At 45.5% G+C, this 18,161-nt stretch carries 12 protein-coding genes; 11 read left to right on the top strand and 1 reads right to left on the bottom strand.

The genetic code is table 11. From position 1 onward, the window contains the following. Window position 1 precedes the first annotated feature (1 nt). The 9 genes from AAC033_RS10025 to AAC033_RS10065 all read left to right on the top strand — a co-directional run bounded on the left by AAC033_RS10025 (window position 2) and on the right by AAC033_RS10065 (window position 14,553). Window positions 2-3,616, top strand: a complete 3,615-nt coding sequence (locus tag AAC033_RS10025) for an ATP-binding protein (RefSeq protein ID WP_339737626.1) — start codon at window positions 2-4, stop codon at window positions 3,614-3,616. After that, window positions 3,606-4,481: a hypothetical protein gene (locus AAC033_RS10030; protein WP_339737628.1), complete on the top strand. Its 876-nt coding sequence runs from the start codon at window positions 3,606-3,608 to the stop codon at window positions 4,479-4,481. Before AAC033_RS10025 ends, AAC033_RS10030 begins: the two co-directional genes overlap by 11 nt. 1,229 nt (window positions 4,482-5,710) lie before the next feature. Continuing rightward, on the top strand, window positions 5,711-7,102 hold the full coding sequence (locus tag AAC033_RS10035) for an MFS transporter (RefSeq protein ID WP_339737630.1): 1,392 nt from the start codon (window positions 5,711-5,713) through the stop codon (window positions 7,100-7,102). A 4-nt stretch (window positions 7,103-7,106) separates the two neighbouring features. Further along, complete coding sequence (locus AAC033_RS10040; protein WP_339737632.1) at window positions 7,107-10,604, top strand: molybdopterin-dependent oxidoreductase; 3,498 nt, start codon at window positions 7,107-7,109, stop codon at window positions 10,602-10,604. Between the two features lie 9 nt (window positions 10,605-10,613). Further along, window positions 10,614-12,068: a rubredoxin gene (locus tag AAC033_RS10045; protein ID WP_339737634.1), complete on the top strand. Its 1,455-nt coding sequence runs from the start codon at window positions 10,614-10,616 to the stop codon at window positions 12,066-12,068. Between the two features lie 12 nt (window positions 12,069-12,080). Next, window positions 12,081-13,055, top strand: a complete 975-nt coding sequence (locus AAC033_RS10050) for a GTP 3',8-cyclase MoaA (RefSeq protein ID WP_339737636.1) — start codon at window positions 12,081-12,083, stop codon at window positions 13,053-13,055. A 2-nt stretch (window positions 13,056-13,057) separates the two neighbouring features. Next, window positions 13,058-13,306, top strand: a complete 249-nt coding sequence (locus tag AAC033_RS10055) for a MoaD/ThiS family protein (protein WP_339737638.1) — start codon at window positions 13,058-13,060, stop codon at window positions 13,304-13,306. A gap of 72 nt (window positions 13,307-13,378) precedes the next feature. Continuing rightward, window positions 13,379-13,840: a molybdenum cofactor biosynthesis protein MoaE gene (locus AAC033_RS10060; protein WP_339737640.1), complete on the top strand. Its 462-nt coding sequence runs from the start codon at window positions 13,379-13,381 to the stop codon at window positions 13,838-13,840. Then, window positions 13,837-14,553, top strand: a complete 717-nt coding sequence (locus AAC033_RS10065) for a HesA/MoeB/ThiF family protein (RefSeq protein WP_339737642.1) — start codon at window positions 13,837-13,839, stop codon at window positions 14,551-14,553. Before AAC033_RS10060 ends, AAC033_RS10065 begins: the two co-directional genes overlap by 4 nt. On the opposite strand, the gene AAC033_RS10070 is transcribed toward AAC033_RS10065, so the two are convergent. Continuing rightward, window positions 14,550-15,134: a DUF4202 domain-containing protein gene (locus AAC033_RS10070; protein WP_339737644.1), complete on the bottom strand. Its 585-nt coding sequence runs from the start codon at window positions 15,132-15,134 to the stop codon at window positions 14,550-14,552. The genes AAC033_RS10065 and AAC033_RS10070 overlap by 4 nt on opposite strands. A gap of 194 nt (window positions 15,135-15,328) precedes the next feature. On the opposite strand from AAC033_RS10070, the gene nirB reads away from it, so the two are divergent. Continuing rightward, window positions 15,329-17,824: a nitrite reductase large subunit NirB gene (nirB, locus tag AAC033_RS10075; protein WP_339737646.1), complete on the top strand. Its 2,496-nt coding sequence runs from the start codon at window positions 15,329-15,331 to the stop codon at window positions 17,822-17,824. Window positions 17,825-17,827: 3 nt separating this feature from the next. Continuing rightward, on the top strand, window positions 17,828-18,161 hold a 334-nt coding region (gene nirD, locus AAC033_RS10080; protein ID WP_339737648.1), incomplete at its 3' end, for a nitrite reductase small subunit NirD.

The following is an 18,161-nucleotide window of genomic DNA, read 5'->3' on the forward strand; positions in this document are numbered from 1 at the left end:
AATGAATCACTTAAAACGAATAATACTGATTAATAGTGCAGCCGTCGATTTTTACGAACTTCAACTGGATGGCAATATCCACTTCATTGGAACACAGGGAACAGGCAAAAGCACCTTGCTCCGGGCAATTCTTTTTTTCTATAATGCCGATGCCCGAAAGCTGGGCATTTCGAAAGAAAAAACCTCGTTCAGCGATTATTATTTCCCTTATGCCGATTCTTATATGGTTTATGAAGTCAGCCAGGGAAACCGGTGCTTTTGCATTTGGCTGTACAAAAAACAAAATCGTTTGTGTTTCCGGTTTATCGATGGGGCTTATCACCGCGAAATGTTCATCGACCAGCAGCGAGCTTTGTCCGAAAGTGAGGTGATTGAAAAATCAAACCAGCGGGGATACAAGGTTCATCGGCCCATTTACAATTTTACAGAATACCGCGACATTATTTATGGTGCGAATAAAGCCATGAACCGCTTCCACGTACTGCAAAATCCTGCTTATCAGAACATCCCCAGAACGATTTCCAATATCTTCCTCAACTCGTCGCTTGATGGGGGCTTCATTAAAACAACCATCATCAATTCGCTGAGTGACGACCCCTTCGAATTAAACCTGGATGCCAATCGGCACCATATTGAAACAGCCCGGAATGATTATCGAGATGTTTCAGAATACCTGATTCACGAGAAAAAGGCAGAGAACATCGTATCCCGGTACAACAAGCTTCTTGATATGGAAGAAGAGAAAAAGGAACTGGCTTGGCAGACCGGCGCTTCGCATAATTTGGCCAAAGAAAAGGAACGTGAGTTGCAGGAGAGCCTGGATAACCTGACGCGGGAATCTTCAAATCAACAAGAAAAGATAGACCGCATTGGTGCAGAATTTTCTGTGAATCGGCGGCGCATAGAGGACAAATTGTCTGTTGTGAGAAGTAATATTAAGAAGGCGAACCAGTTGGCTAAAGATTACGCAGCCAAAAACATTCAGCAAATTTTGGAAGAAAATGAAAAGAAACCGGAATGTGAAGCTGGTCAGGCCCAAATTGAGGCGCAAATAAACTTATTGACGTCCAGTCTGAAAGATGTCGAAAGTCGTTATCAAACCGACAAGCAGCGCCTGGAAACGCAATGTCATCAACACCTGCTGGATTTTGAACGCTCCGTTTCGAAAGACAAAGAAAAGCTGCAACAAGATTTAGCAAATTTAACCGCTTCATTCTATCAGAAAAAGGAACAGGTTACGGCAGATCACAACCAGAAGGTGGACCAACAAAAACAGGAGAAAGCTCTTGTTGATACGAAACTTCGGGATATTGACCACCAAATTGAGGCCGTACAAAAGAGCCAGTTTTTAAAAGACGAACTGGAAATACAGGGAGAGAAACAGCGGGAATTTTTGCAAAAAAGACAAAACCTGCTTGCACAGAGATCGGTGGCGGAAATTAAAAAAGAAAGCGCGCTGAAAGAGGGCGAACGCGAACTGGAATTACTGAACCTCAGGAACAGTCAGGAACAGGACTCTTTATCCCAAACGAAGAAAATGCTGCAAGGAGAAATAGAGCAGTTGCGATCAGAACTGCAAGCTTTATCCGGTTCGTTTTTGGAATTTCTGGAGCAAAATAAACCGGACTGGAACCAGTCAATCGGGAAAGTTGTTTCCAGAGAAGCGTTATTCCATGGTGGCTTGCAGCCATCTGTTTCTAGGGGTGAGAGCTTCTTTGGCGTGAAGCTGAATCTGGAAAAACTTCATTCCATACAAATTTCCAAGTCGGAATTGGAGCTCAAACTGGAAAAGGTTACCGCCAAATTGAAAGGACAAAACAAACTTCTGGAACTACACCATGAGAAAATTCAGGATCAAAAAGACAAGCATCAGAAGAAATACAACAAAAAAATAGCTGAGTTGAACGCGGAGGTCATGAACTGTGGTTATCAGATAGAGAAGACGGCTATTGAGCTCGAAAAATGCCAGATTGCACTGAATGGGCTTAAAGAAAGGGCCGAGCTGCAGAGGCGTCAGGAATTGGACAAAAAGGAAGAAGAAAAGCATCAGTTAAAAGCGGAACGACAGAAAATGATAGATTTTATTGAAAAATTAGAGGAACAGAAAAAAAAAGATATCCGTGAACTGGAGGCCAGAAAGCGAGCTCAAGAGAACAAGATCAATGGCGACTTGAAAGAATTGGGCGATAAAGTTATATCCGGCAAAAAATCAATCACTGCAAGATTCGACATTCAGGTCGAAAAACTGGAAGAACAGCGCCATGCCGTCCTAAAGGAAAAGGGCGTGGATACCGCTGAAATCCGCCGACTGGAAACTGACGCTGAACGCATCAGAAGAAAATTGAAGCAGATTGAAGGGAATTACCCGCTGGTTATCCGGTATCACAAAGATTGTGAGGAATACATCGATCAACTTGATGAGTTCCGTCAAAACCGGAAAGTTCTTGAAAATGAGCTGGAACACCTGCAACAGCTTCATGGCAATCGGGTAAGAAAAGAGAAAGCTGAATTGAAATCATTGCAGGAACAAATAGAACAAACATCAAGAATAATTCAGGAGATTCAATATGAGTTAAATGCCTTTGCTTTTTTCAAAAAAAGTGCGTTGTTTGACGAACTTCAGAATTTCATCGAACATCAAGACGGAGCTGCGCAATGGAACTGCGAGGAAAACATCCGCAAATTACAGAGCCTGGCATTGGAATATGAAAAAGATGATAAATCCTTCTCAGGAAAAATTACCGAATTTTCGGGCTATTTCAATCCAAACAATTGTTTGGGCTTTGAAACCAGTTTATCCGGCAGCCTGCAATATCGAGCTTTTGCAGCGAACCTGAAAGAGTTTGTGCGCGAACAAAAGATCATTGATTTTAAAACTGAAGTGACTCGAAAATATGCGATGGTACTCGCTAATATTGTGAACGAAACGAATGAACTGCTTCAAAAAGAAGAAGATGTCTCGAAGGTTATTCAGCGAATCAATATCGATTTTAAGAAATCAAACTTTGTTGGCGTTGTCAAAAGCATTGAAATGCGGTTGCAGGAAAGCTCCAATAAAATCATCCAGCTTTTGCGAAAAATAAGGAAGTTTCAATCCGTGAATAACCTCAATTACGGCGATATTAATCTATTCAATCAGGGGAGTTCCGGCAGCAATAATGACGAAGCGGTGAAGTTGTTGGAAAGCCTGCTGTCGCAGATTGGTCAGGCAAAAACAAAGGTGCTGAAGCTGGAGGATGCCTTTGACCTGGAATTCCGGATCCGAGAAAACGAAAATGATACCAACTGGGTCAGCCGTCTGGCCAATGTTGGCTCAAACGGAACGGACGTTCTGGTTAAGTCGATGATTTACATCAACCTACTGCATATTTTCAAAAGCAATGGTGCCAAACAAAAAACCGACACCATCTTGCACTGTCTGATCGATGAAGTGGGTATTCTGCATGACAGTAATGTTACAGGGTTAATCACCTTTGCCGGCGAACGAAATATCCGATTAATTAATGGGTCGCCAAATTCGCACAACGAACAGGATTACCGGCACATCTATATGTTCAGGAAAAATCCGAAGTCGAACAAAACCGGAATCACCAAACTGATTAGTCATGAGCTCTAAACCCCTGCCGCTGTCATTTGCCCGTTGTTTACTACGCCTGCAAAATGGAGAACAGTTGAATTCGAGCGAAATAAAATCAAAAAGTTTGCTGAAACAGTTCTGTGAAGACGGCATCATTCAAAAACAAGCCTTGGGCTACCGGCGATCCGGATTCTATTGTCCCAACGCCTTAGTTTTGCAGAATTACCTTAAGGTGCAGAACGACATTCTTTCGTTGGAAAATTATATATACGAATTTGAAAACCCTGCTTCTGATGGAGAAAGTTCTCTCAGCGCCTCCAAATCTACTAAGACGTTTCGCGATACAGGTTTACAAGGCTTTTTTATAAAATCGTTGAATTCGAGAGTTATGATCTCAGGGGAGATAATACAGCCGTTGCCCCTGGGGGGTGAGTTATTTGTATATAAGCCTGAGAAGTTGCAAATTTCAGACACGGCCTTAATTGTTGGTGTCGAGAATCCAGAGTGTTTTTTGAAAATTGAAAAGCTGGTCCACCTTTTTCCTCAAAAAGAGTTAGTAATCATCATGCGTTATTTGAGCCATAGCCCCAACCGATGGCTTCAGACCATATCAAATAATTACTTGCATTTTGGAGATTTTGATCCAGCCGGGTTGAGCATTTATATCCGGGAATACAGGAGTTTGTTGCCTGATGGGCGCTGCAACTATTTTCATCCTTCGAATATCGAGCAACTAATTGATCAATATGGCCTGGCGAGCCTATATGATCGGCAGATTCATCTATTAAGAAATATTGATCCTTCCTTGTACCCCGAAGTAGCGAGCTTAATTGACCTGTTTCATAAACATCGAAAAGGGTTGGAGCAAGAACGCCTGCTGACGTCAAATATAGCCGCACCATAGTATTGTAAGCATTCATCCAGTCACCCATTGTAGCTTTCTGATCTCTAAATCCAGCAGCGTATGAATCTCTATTGCTCCTCTGGAGTATTTGCCCGGAGCTCAATTGAATAGCTTTAGGCTAAGTGAAATCGTTGTCGAATCCAAAGCGAACAAATCATTTTTAACGTCGATATCGGGAATCGAAGAGTCTGCCCACAATGGTCTTACTTTCTGTATAAGGTAGTTTCGAGAATCAGCAAAGATCCTTGACTCTCTGTTCTGTTTGCTCTTGGCAATATGGTTTGATTCACCCATTGCTTTATCCCAAATTGACCAATTTCATCGTTATTAGCACTCTCAATGCGAGGATTTTTCATTTCTGGGAAATACGACAAAAAATTATTTTCTCGAGCCATTACTATCAGTTTGATTACTTAAGAATATATGAGCTGTTTGGTCGTAAAGATAAGCTTTGTTGTTGATGGTCATGTACTTAAGATTTGTTTTTTTTGAATTGTTTGTCCGGTCACCTTGCAAGGCAAGCGGGGTGAAATATCAACTGATATTTTTGTTGAGCCCAATCTATAGAATGGAGCACGGCAAGGGCAGCATGGAAGATCAGCAGGAGATAAAGTGATCAACAACAGGCTTGAAAACCTATTCCAATACCTTGGACATACAACCAGTTGGAGGCCTCTCAGAAGGCTTTTTACATCGCTGATATCAGAAATTGCCTAGCTGGCATTTCAGAGGAACATACAATTCTGAAGGTATTCGAATATGATATTGGTGCGCATAAGTCGCAGGTTGGCTCGGGGATTTCTCAGGGAGCATTGCAGCGTTAAAATACGTCGAAAAACAAATTGAGTGAGTTAATCAAAGACACAGCCGTTTTTTGTTTTTTGACATAAACGCCAATCATTGGCCGTCATGTATTAACATTAAATTCACATTTAAGATCCTTTTATTCTTTTTTTATCTCAAAATTGGACCGCCTACAGAATGATGGTACCGCCATTGTTTGTCCATGATCTTGACTTAGTGCTGATTAAGCCTTTGAAATTTGCCTATTCACTCGTCAGTATTCATTGTCGTTTTGCTTTAAAAGCATGAAATATATGTTGTTTTGACATATAAAATCCTGTAAATACGACAAAGTAATGTTTTATTAACGTGTTTAATGGAAATATGACACTCTATAATTCATTTCTTTGTAAAAAAGGAATATGACAATCTTAAATGCGAGCAGTATGGAAAAAGAAAAATCTGTAAAAGCGACAAAAATCAATCTTTTCAGTTTGAAGACGGTCCAAATGAGAACCTTTCACATCACTTGGTTCTCGTTCTTTCTGTGCTTTTTCGGTTGGTTCGGTGTGGCGCCACTGATGGGAATTATCCGTGACGAATTGCTTTTAACCAAATCACAAATTGGCAATATCATCATTTCCTCAGTCCTGATTACCGTCTTTGCGCGGCTGTTTATTGGCTGGCTGGCTGACAAAATAGGCCCGCGGATCACCTACACCTGGTTGCTAATTTTGGGCGCAGTTCCTGTGATGTTGATCGGCGTAAGCAATGACTATACCTCCATACTAATTTTCCGCTTAATGATTGGTGTTATCGGGGCTTCGTTTGTCATCACCCAGTTTCACACCTCACTTATGTTTGCGTCCAATGTAGTTGGAACCGCCAATGCGACAACTGCCGGCTGGGGAAACCTGGGCGGCGGCGTGACACAAATGGTCATGCCCTTGATCTTTGCCGGATTTGTCAGCCTGGGCTTTATCGACAGCCAAGCCTGGCGTTACGCCATGATTGTTCCGGGAGTTTTAATGATAGGCATGGGGTTTATTTATTACAGGTATACAACCGACACGCCCGAAGGCAATATCAAGGATCTGAAAAAAAATGATCCTGAGTTTGCGATTAAAAAGGAAACCGAAAAAGGCAACTTCAAAAAAGCGCTAAAAGATTATCGCGTATGGGGCCTCTTTCTTATTTATGGAGCCTGTTTTGGAGTTGAACTAACCATCAATAACATTGCTTCGCTGTACTATATGGACTATTTCCAGCTTGATGTACAGACAGCCGGATTGATTGCCGGATTATTTGGTTTGATGAATTTGTTTGCCCGCTCACTGGGTGGGCTACTGGGTGACAAATCCGGCATGAGATGGGGACTGAGGGGACGCGTCTATTTCCTGTTCTTCACCTTGCTGCTGGAAGGAGTCGCCATCATGTTTTTCAGTAGAATGACAGCTTTACCATTGGCCCTCGGATCCATGATCATTTTTAGCCTTTTCGTTCAAATGTCAGAAGGAGCGACTTTTTCGGTTGTGCCTTTTATTAACCGGAAGGCCATTGGAACCGTCTCAGGAATTGTAGGTGCCGGCGGAAATACTGGAGCGGTAGCTGCAGGATTCCTGTTTAAGATGGAAAACGTTTCCTATCCGCAGGCGCTTTTTGTCATCGGAATAGTGGTAATCCTCATTTCGCTTTTTGCCTTCCTGATTCGTTTTTCTGAAGAAGCCGAGCTGCAAGCTAAAGCTGAGATGGGGCAACTCATTTCAAGAACTGAAAAAGTCAAGATTCAACAGGCTTACGCTTATAGTTATTCGCAAAACAGCATCTATAGATATTAGAAAAATGAAGCTTGGAGAATATAAATCTACGTGTTCTTATTGCGGCGTTGGCTGTGGTATCGTGGTGTCCCGGACGCCTGATGGAAAGGTAACGGTTAAGGGTGACAGCGAACATCCGGTAAACCGGGGGAAACTGTGTTCGAAAGGCCTGAACCTGCACTATGTAGTCAACAATAAGACCGACCGCCTATTGTTCCCACAAATGCGTGTGGGCAAAGGGCATCTGTTGAAAAAGGTAGAATGGCCCGAGGCTGTCGGGCGGGTTGCAAAAGTCTTTCAATCATTGATTAAAAAATTTGGTCCCGATTCTGTTGGCTTTTACGTTTCCGGCCAATGCCTTACGGAAGAATACTATGTAGCATCCAAGTTGGCCAAAGGCTTTTGGGGAACCAACAACATCGACACGAACTCCCGGCTGTGTATGAGCTCAGCCGTTGTCGGTTATAAAATGCAGCTGGGAGAAGATTCGGTACCAGCTTCCTACAAAGATATTGATGTGGCCGACTGTTTTTACATCACCGGAGCCAATCCGGCTTGGTGTCACCCCATCCTGTTTCGACGAATTGAAGCCCGTAAAGCTGAAAAACCTGATGTGAAAATCATCGTAGCCGATCCACGCCGGACGCAGAGTTGTGAATTGGCCGATCTGCATCTCCAGTTAAAGCCAGGCACCGATGTATACCTGAACAATGCGATTGGCCACTGCCTGATTGAAGATGGATTGATCAATTGGCCGTTTATTGACAAGCACGTGAATGGTTTTGAAGACTACCAAAAGCAGGTGCTGCAGCTCTCAGTAGAGCAATCAGCTGAAATTTGCGGTGTTTCTGTTGCCGACATTCGGTTGGCAGCCCGCTATATTGGCGAGTCGAAAGGCTACATTTCCATGTGGGCCATGGGATTGAACCAAAGTGTGATTGGGGTGAACAAAAACTTATCGCTGATCAACCTGTCGTTGATTACCGGGCAAATTGGCAAAGCTGGTTCCGGGCCTTTTTCACTAACCGGACAACCCAATGCCATGGGTGGTCGCGAAGTGGGTGGCATGTGCAACCTGTTGCCCGCGCACCGAAACCTGGACAATGAGCAGCACCGGCGGGAAGTAGCTGACTTTTGGGGAGTGGACCAGGTCCCCGCCAAAGCCGGATACAGCGCCACCGAAATGATCGATGCGCTTGAAAGTGGCAAACTAAAAGCCATATGGATTATTTGCACGAACCCAATGGTAAGCTTGCCCAACTCGAACAAAGTGGAGAAAGCACTGCAAAAAGCGCGGTTTGTTGTGGTGCAGGACATCTCAAAAAAATCGGACACCCTTCCTTTCGCCGATGTTGTTTTTCCGGCGGCCGGCTGGCTTGAAAAAGACGGCACCATGACCAACTCTGAACGTCGGATTAATTACCTGAACAAAGTGGTGGATGCTCCCGGCGAAGCGCTCTCCGACTATGAGATTATATGCCGGGTCGCCAGAAAAATGGGCTATTCAGGCTTCAACTTTAAAAGTGCAAAAGATGTTTTTGACGAATATAAAATGTTAACCGCAGGAACCAGTTTATCCATTGAAGAACTAACTTACGAATACCTACGGGAAACCGGAACGGTGCAATGGCCATTCAAAAACGGGCAGGGAACCGAAAGGCTGTTTACAGACAATAAATTTTACACGCCAAATCAAAAAGCCAATTTATTTGCTGTTGAGCCAGCCAACGAATCGCAACAGCCAACAGATGAGTTTCCGTTTATTTTGACAACCGGTCGTATTCGGGACCAATGGCACACCATGACCCGCACCGGTAAGGTTCAAAAATTGAAACAACACATCGATTATTCTTCCCTCGAAATTCATCCTCTGGATGCGCGCTTGTTCGACATCGAAAACGATGACATCGTTCTTGTAAAGGGACAAAACGGGCAGGTACAGGTTCCGGCCAAAGTAACCGACGAAATACGGCAGGGGGTGGTTTTTCTGCCCATGCACTGGGGAAAAGTCCTGTCGGGAAACAATATGCGCGCCAATAACCTGACAACTGATCTGATTGACCCAAAATCAAAGGAGCCGGATTTTAAATATGCGACAGTCGCCGTTTCAAAATACGAAAAATCCGCCGAGCGATTGGTGATAGTCGGTGCCGGCGCCGCCGCCATCGAGTTTATCCGCAGTTACCGCAAAAAAAATACAACGGATGAAATCGTGGTAATTTCGAAGGAAATACATCCGTTTTATAACCGGGTCTTACTGCCCGATTACATAGCCGGAACCCTGAGCTGGGAAGCTCTGCAAAAAACAAGCGATGAAGAAATTGAGGCGCTCGACATTCAAATAGAAGCCGGAGTCAGTTTGGAGGCAATTGATCCAGACAAAAGAATAATTGGGTGTTCCGATGGAAAAAACATCGCTTACGGGAAATTGATTCTTGCAACTGGCGCCCGTCCGAATGTGCCTAAAAAAGAGTGGATGCAATACCCCGCCACCTACACCATCCGCGATCGGGGTGATGCCGACCGCTTCAAAAAAAGTGTTCTATCAGGCAATCACGTTCTGGTGGTTGGCGGCGGTTTACTGGGACTTGAGATGGCTGCTTCCCTTTTGGAATTGAACGCGCAGGTAACACTGGTCAACCGCAACCCGAGGTTGATGGATCGCCAATTGGACAACGAAGCCAGTAGTTTGTTAAAAGAAATTCTCCTTGAAAAAGGCATAAAGATTTTGTTTAACGACGAAGTGAGCCAACTTGCGCCAGGCCCAGGGAAAACACACCAAGTAACTTTTAAGAGCGGAAAACGGCTGGATTTCGATGCAGTCGTTTTCGCCGTCGGTACCCAACCCAATATTGAGTATGCCAAAGATGTGCTTAAAACACGCCGTGGCATTCTGATTAACGAACACTTACAAACCAGCTGCAAAGGCATTTATGCGATTGGCGAAATAGCCGAGCTGAACGGGAGACTGCATGGGATTACGGCTGCCGCCGAAGAGCAAGCTTCGGTGCTGGCGGGTCATCTACTTGGTAACCCCATAAGTCAATACCACGGAACCGAAGAAATGAATATTCTGAAATTTCCGGGCATCGATCTTTGTTCTATCGGACTCACCTCGATTCCAGATGGTGCAACGGCTTACGAAGAAATTGTGTTCACAGATAAAGCCACCCGCTATTACAAAAAATGCCTTGTCAAAGACGATGTGCTGGTAGGAGCCATCTTAATGGGTGACAAGGCTGAGTTTACCGAATTCCGAAAATTAATTGTACAAAAAACCGAATTGGGTGTATTACGAATGCATCTGCTGCGTTCCGGCAAGCCGGTCGAACCCGTAATTGGTAAGCTGCTTTGTTCGTGTAACAATGTGGGTGCCGGTAACATTCAAAAGGCTATTCGTTCGGGCACACAAGGATTGGAGGCCGTGTGTGAACAAACGAGCGCAGGGTTGGGCTGTGGCAGCTGCCGGCCCGAAATTCATAAAATACTGAAAGAAGAACTTGAACTGACAGCAATTAACTGAGGTAGAAGAATGAGTGAATCGAAAAGTCTATATCGAATCTTAAACAAAGGCGGAGTTCTGACCCCGGCGCATTTTTTCGACATTCTGCAGATCGCGGAAATAGCCGGAAATAGCCAGATATTTCTGGGATCGCGGCAGGATATCCTGTTTTATCTGCCGGCCTCAACGAAGCCGGAGGCGTTTGAGACAGGCGGCCTTTCAATCCAGAAGCGTAGTTCTGGCATTCAAAACGTGGTGTCTTCTTTCGTCTGTGTCGACATACTGCCTTCAACCAGCTGGGTTTATTCCGGTATTTACCTGAAAGTGCTCGACCAATTCACATGGGATCACCTTTTGCGCGTGAACATCGTTGACCCGCGGCAAAATATGGTGCCGCTATTTTACGGGCACCTCAATTTTATTGCTTCGGAAATGCCCAACTACTGGCACCTGTACCTAAACCTGCAAACCGAGCAAGATCCCAAAGCCTGGCCTGGGCTGATTTTTACAGACGACATTGCTGAATTTGCCCAAACACTGGAACAGCTGATTGTCGGCCAAAACATCAAGAATACGGAACAGCTGAAAGAAAAACTGGACCATTCATCCCTGCAAAAAAACACGCTGAAGTCGACAAAAACAATTAGTCTGCCAACAGGTTTTTTCCCCTATTACGAAGGCCTGAACAAACTTGATGGAAAGGACCAGTACTGGGCCGGATTTTATTGGAGAAACAACCACTATCCCATTCAGTTTTTAAAAGAAATCTGTAACCTGTGTCAAAAAACGAATGTCGGAAAAATCAGTTTCACACCCTGGAAAACCATTCTGATCAAGGACATCGAGACCAAAGATAAAATCCATTGGGATGAGCTAATTGGACGTTACGGCATCAACATGCGCCATTCATCTTTTGAATTGAACTGGCACTTGCCTTTACTCGATCAGCAGGCCCTGAAGTTAAAACGATTCCTGGTTTCCGAATTCGACAAATTCGACATCCGGACTTTTGGCTTGTCGTTCGCCATCCAGAATAAGCCCGGCGAGCGCTTTACCTCCGTAGTAATCCGCTCTAAAAGCCGGTTACCATTCCTTGGCAGATTCGATTTTACACGAACTTACAGCGTTGAACATGCCTACGATTTCAACCCAAACAACAACCATTACCTGGAATACGCAACGAACCTGGACAAGAATAACTTGCCGCAAACACTCAACGAGCTGTCGAAACGCTACTATGCCCGCCTTTTTGCACAGACCGTGCCCGGGCAATTGCACCGGTTGGATGAACCCAAACTCAGAAGTCGAACAGTATACCAATGCCCTGATTGCCTAACAACTTACGACGAACGATATGGCGACGTACTGGCCGGAATTAAGGCCGAAACTCCTTTTGACATGCTGCCGGAGAGCTATTGCTGCCAGGTTTGCGAGACACCAAAACCAGCTTTTACCGGGATTGAAATCAGGGAATTGGCTGTTTAAATAAATTTTTGAATGATGCATAAAATTGAGGACCATATTGGAAGACGTTTTGAGAAGTTGCGGATCAGCTTGCTGAATACCTGCAATTTTTCGTGCGTGTACTGTGTGAGCGACAACACAGAACAGGTTTACCAGGGGGTTGTGCCTGTATCCAAAGAAGAACAACTGGATCCCGATGAGTTTGTTTCGCTCATCCAAAGTGTTCACCAACTCACTGGTCTGAAAAGCATCCGGCTAACCGGAGGTGAACCGCTTTTATATATGAACCTGATCCCGCTTATCGAGAAAATAAAAACAATTGGTATTGAAGATATTCGCCTGACAACAAACGGCTACTACCTGAAGCAAATGGCCCGTCAGCTGAAAAAGTCCGGAATTCAATCCATCAATATCTCAATCGATGCGATCGACCTGGATTTATTCAGGAAAATTGCCCGGCACAACCATCCTCAAAGGGTGTTTGAAGGGATTCAGGCCGCTGTTGACGCGGGAATGCAAGTTAAGCTGAATGCTGTAATCATGCGCGGAAAAAACGAATCGCAAATCGTTCCGCTGCTCGATTATGCCTCAAAAATGGGCGTAAAAATTCGCTACCTCGAACTCATGAAGATGGGGCACTTGTATCAGGGAGAAAACGAGCTGTTCTATTCTGAAAAAGAGATCCTGGATACCATCAGCCAGGATTATGGAATATCCCGATTGCCTCGTAAGAAATCGGAAACGGCGCGCTACTGGACCGCTGGTGAAAACCGGATTTTTGGAATCATAGCCAATGAATCTACGCCCTTTTGCCACGACTGCAACCGGCTGCGAATGGACAGTCGCGGTTATTTCTACGGTTGCCTCAGCAATGCCAATGGCGATAAGCTGGCGCCGTATGTACACGATCAGGAATTATTAACCCAAAAACTCCGCCAATTACTGCTAATGAAACAACCCGCCAGGTTTCATGGCAGCCAATTGTCGATGAGAAATATCGGAGGATAACAATGGAAACATCAATTCAAATCACCTGTTTTGCCGGCCTGCGAAAGTTTTTTGATCCGCAGGTTAACATACAGCTGCAATTGCCAGCTTCGTACCAATCGCTGATTCACGAGCTAAAGAAAATGAATCCGGAAGCAACAGAAATTCTGGACCATTGTCGTATCGCGGTCAACGAAAAGTTTGTACCGCACACCGAACTGAAAACGACTGGTGAACCGGTCTACCTAATTCCTCCCTCAAGCGGGGGGTAAGAAACGGTTGACAGTCGCACTGAGTAGTCACAGTTTTCAGTATACAAAGAATGACCATTAATGACAGAAGAAATGAAGCATATCCTACATACACCAATCAATTATGCCTTGCTGTTCGACGGGTTTCGAGATCCGAACAGTGGGGCTGTGGTCTTATTCAGCGGAGAGGTACGCGACAACAACAAAGGGAAGGTCGTGACCCACCTGGAATACGAAGCTTACGAACCGATGGCTGAGAAAATGATTAGCGAAATTCTGGCCGATGCCACAGCAAAGTGGAAGCTGAATCAGGCTGTTTGCGTACATCGCGTCGGTGTGGTTGATATTTCGGGTTGCGCGGTTGTGGTTATTACCGGTTCGGGACACCGGGCGGCGGCTTACGAAGCCAATCGCTACATCATTGACCGGGTGAAAAACGAAGTGCCCATTTGGAAACACGAATTCTATACGGACGGCACCAGTGAATGGGGCCAGAACTGTGACTGCAGTTCTCCGTCACATCATAATCATCACGAACACCAACACGCGGAATGAAACAGTTGACTACAGAAGAACACAGCCGGTTTTCGCGCCACCTGTCGCTTGCCGAAATTGGCGAAAGCGGCCAGCAAAAACTGAAAAATGCCAAGGTATTGGTCATTGGTGCCGGAGGATTGGGCAGTCCGCTGCTCATTTATTTGGCTGCCGCGGGCGTGGGCTGCATTGGCATCGTGGATGATGATGTGGTCAGCCTTTCGAACTTGCAGCGACAAGTGCTGTACACCAGCTCGCAGGTGGGACAAAAAAAGATTGAAATAGCCAAACAGCGGCTACAGGATCTATATCCTGAAATTGAAATTCACCTGTTTAACACCCGGTTGAATGCTGACAATGCCGGCGAACTACTCGCACCCTACGATGTGGTGGTAGACTGCTCCGATAATTTCGCGACACGCCAACTGTTGGGTCGCGAAACACAACAACTAAATAAACCGCTGGCTTTTGCCTCGGTCATGAACTACGAAGGACAGGTGACCGTGTTCAATTTTAATGACGGCCCCTCGTTTAGCGATCTTTATCCAAATGTTCCAAAGGACGGGATCTATCAATCAGAAGATATCGGCTTGGTGGGCGTTTTACCTGGCATTGCAGGCAGCCTGCAGGCCAATGAAGTGATCAAAATTATTATCGGGTACGGTGAAGTGCTCTCGGGAAGACTATTGGTTTTTTCACTATTGGAAAACCGGTTCAATCTTTTTTCGATTTAACCCAAAGCCCGGATCACAATCCGATGGGTTGACTCCGGCAAGTTTAATTGTAATGCAACATGATGACCATGATCCGACATTTTATTCCAGGTTTTTTGCACAATCTGCACCAGTTGTGCAGCGGGTTTTCCCTGCATAAAATCTTGCATGTAATGTTCAAGGAAAACCAGACAAACCACATCCTCCAGCTTTTGAGCGTCATCCAATCGAGGAATGTTCAGCTTTTTCAGGATGTCCACGACCTCCGAAACAAAATCGTCGGAGTAGCCACTGGCTTGCAGAATGGCAGCGGCTTTCCCGGCTTGGTAGTCGCCCAGGTAGTTGCGCCACTGGTAGTAACCAATCCGCCCTTCTGGGTATTCTGTCCGCTTAATTTCCCAGCGGTACAAATGCTGGCAATAAGCGGCAATAGTCAAGGCTTCCGACGCGTCGGGATAAACCTGTCGCAGACAATCCAAAAGCCGTTGGGTATAAAGCCACTCAGCCGGTACCAGTTTAGATCCTTCCAATTCGTTGTTGGGATCTTGCAAATGGGCTGCTTTCAGCGAGGCTGTTGCTTTTTGAAAAGAGATACTGTTCATGAGGGTCATTTTATAATTGCTTAAACGCCGTGAATCAATAAAAGTTGAACTCTAAGCCGCGATTGGAGAACACAAGGAAAAACGGATCAAGCATAGACGAAGCCGACTGTATTGAAAGAATCAGGGATCTGAAAACAAATCTTGCGGGGGTTCTTTATTATCAGCCCGAGTATAAAATTTTTAAAATCACCAAGATGAAAAAGAAAATTGTATTAATTGGAAACGGGATGACCGGCTATAAATTCTGTGAGAAATTTGCCGGATCTCCACTTAGCGAAGTCTATGAGCTGGTTGTTTTCGGTGAAGAAAGACATCCGGCTTATGATCGTGTTCACCTGACTTCCTATTATACAGGAACCATTCCGGCGGAGCTATTTCTGGCTCCTGCTGCCTGGTATCAGGAAAACCAAATTGAACTGTTAACCAACGAAAAGGTCATCGCAATTGACCGGGATGCCAAAACGGTAACCTCAGAGAAAGATAAATCCTATTCTTATGACATTCTGGTGTTGGCAACGGGCTCGTCCGCTTTCGTTCCACCCATTAAGGGGATTGAGAAACAAGGCGTGTTTGTATATCGAACATTCGATGACATTGATAACATCAAACAGTACATTCCGCAGTCGAAAAAGGCTGCTGTCATAGGAGGTGGATTGCTTGGACTTGAGGCTGCCAAGGCCTTACTCGACGATGGTCTGCCCACCAGTATTGTGGAGTTTGCCTCGCGCCTGATGCCGCGGCAACTGGATTTGCAGGGAGCCAGCATTCTGAAATCCAAGCTGGAAGGCTTTAAGCTGGAAGTCTTGCTCAATAAAAGTACCGAAAAGATTATGGGGAATGGTTCCATTCAGGGACTGAAGTTTACCGATGGCTCAGAGCTCGACGCCGACTTGCTCGTGATTTCGGCAGGTATCAGGCCACGCGACGAGCTGGCGCAGCATTCCGGGCTGGAAGTTCATCCCCGTGGCGGAATTGTGGTCAACAGCAAAATGGAAACTGCAGATCCTTCAATTTTTGCCATCGGCGAATGTGTTGTGGTTCACAACATGGTTTGGGGCTTGGTTGCTCCATGCTACGAGATGGCCGAAACACTGATAAAGAATCTTCAGGGTGGAACCTCCGAATTTCTGGGTTTCGACCTTTCTTCAAAATTAAAACTGATTGGTACCGATGTAGCCAGCTTTGGAGATGCTTTGATTGAAAGCGACAAAATTAAAACCATTGTGTATGAAAATAAGGCCCGTGGAATTTATAAACGTCTTAATTTATCCGAAGATGGCAAATACCTGCTTGGTGGTATTCTTGTCGGTGAAGCGGAAGAATACAATCTGCTGAAACAAGTCGTCAACAACAAAATGGCTCTGCCGGCCAACCCCGAAGACTTTATTTTGGGTGCCCGCGGCGGTGAAGGCGCGGCTGGCATCAGCGTGGGTGACCTGCCCGACACTGCCAATGTTTGCTCGTGCGAAAACATCAGTAAAGGCGACATTCTGACCGCGATTGAAAACGAAGGCGCCGAAGCTGTTCCGCTGATTAAGAAATGTACGAAAGCTGGCACTGGCTGCGGAGGTTGTGTTCCGATGCTGGATGACCTGCTTACCTGTTATATGAAAGCGCAGGGGCGTGAAGTCCGTAAAACCATTTGCGAACACTTCAGCTACACCCGCCAGGAACTTTACGACCTGATCAAGGTCAACGAGATAAAAAGCTTTGGTGGATTACTAAGAGCATACGGAAGTGGTTCGGGTTGCGAAACCTGTAAGCCGGTGGTGGCCTCCTTGCTGGCAAGCATCTGGAATGATGTCATTGTTAAACACGACACGATTCAGGACACCAACGATCGCTTTCTGGCCAACATCCAGCAGCGGGGTGTGTATTCCGTTGTTCCGCGTATCCCGGGAGGAGAGATTACACCCGAAAAACTGATTGTGATTGGCAGCGTGGCTAAAAAGTACGACCTCTACACCAAAATCACCGGAGGACAGCGCATCGATTTGTTTGGCGCCCGTGTTGATCAGCTGCCCGATATTTGGGAAGAACTGATTGATGCCGGTTTTGAAAGCGGTCATGCCTATGGAAAAGCCCTGCGAACCGTAAAAAGTTGCGTGGGGTCAACTTGGTGCCGCTTCGGAATGCACGATTCTGTGTCGTTTGCCATAGAGGTGGAAAACCGATACAAAGGCCTCCGCTCGCCGCACAAGCTAAAAGGAGGCGTATCAGGCTGCGTGCGCGAATGTGCCGAAGCACGCGGAAAAGACTTCGGCATTATAGCCACCGAAAAAGGCTGGAACCTGTTTGTATGCGGAAATGGCGGCGCCAATCCGCGCCATGCCGATCTGTTGGCATCCGACATCGACAAGGAAACCGTTGTTAAATACCTTGACCGCTTTCTCATGTTTTACATCAAAACGGCTGAACCACTCACCCGGACTTCCAAATGGCTGGCCAGTCTTGAAGGCGGCCTGGGCTATCTGAAAGATGTAATTGTAAAAGACTCACTTGGTATTGGTGAAAAACTCGAGACAGAAATGGCCGAGCTAATTTCGCATTACCAATGTGAATGGACCACGGTTGTCCGCAACCCGGAGATGAGAAAGAAATTCCGCCACTTTGTGAATTCAGATAAAACAGATGATACCATCAAATTTGTAAGCATGCGGAATCAAAAGATCCCAGCCAAAACAGTCTAAATCATGGAAGTAATGGAAATCAAAGAGCAGCCCGAAGTAAAAAAATGGGTAGAGGCAGCCCCTGTTGGAGCATTCCCCAAGAACGGGGGAGCAGCCGTTTTGATTGAAGGCGAACAAATTGCCGTTTTCAATTTTACCGACGAAGAGCGTTGGTTCGCCACCCAAAACCAGTGCCCGCACAAAGGCGAGATGGCTATCTCGCGCGGACTTACCGGCGACAGCCAAGGACAACCGAAAGTAGCCTGCCCATTTCATAAAAAGACGTTTTCGCTCCAAGACGGCAAATGCCTGACTGATGAAGGGTATCAACTGAAAACCTACCCGGTGAAAGTGGAAA

The organism is uncultured Sunxiuqinia sp. (genome assembly GCF_963974515.1).
Taxonomy (GTDB): domain Bacteria; phylum Bacteroidota; class Bacteroidia; order Bacteroidales; family Prolixibacteraceae; genus Sunxiuqinia.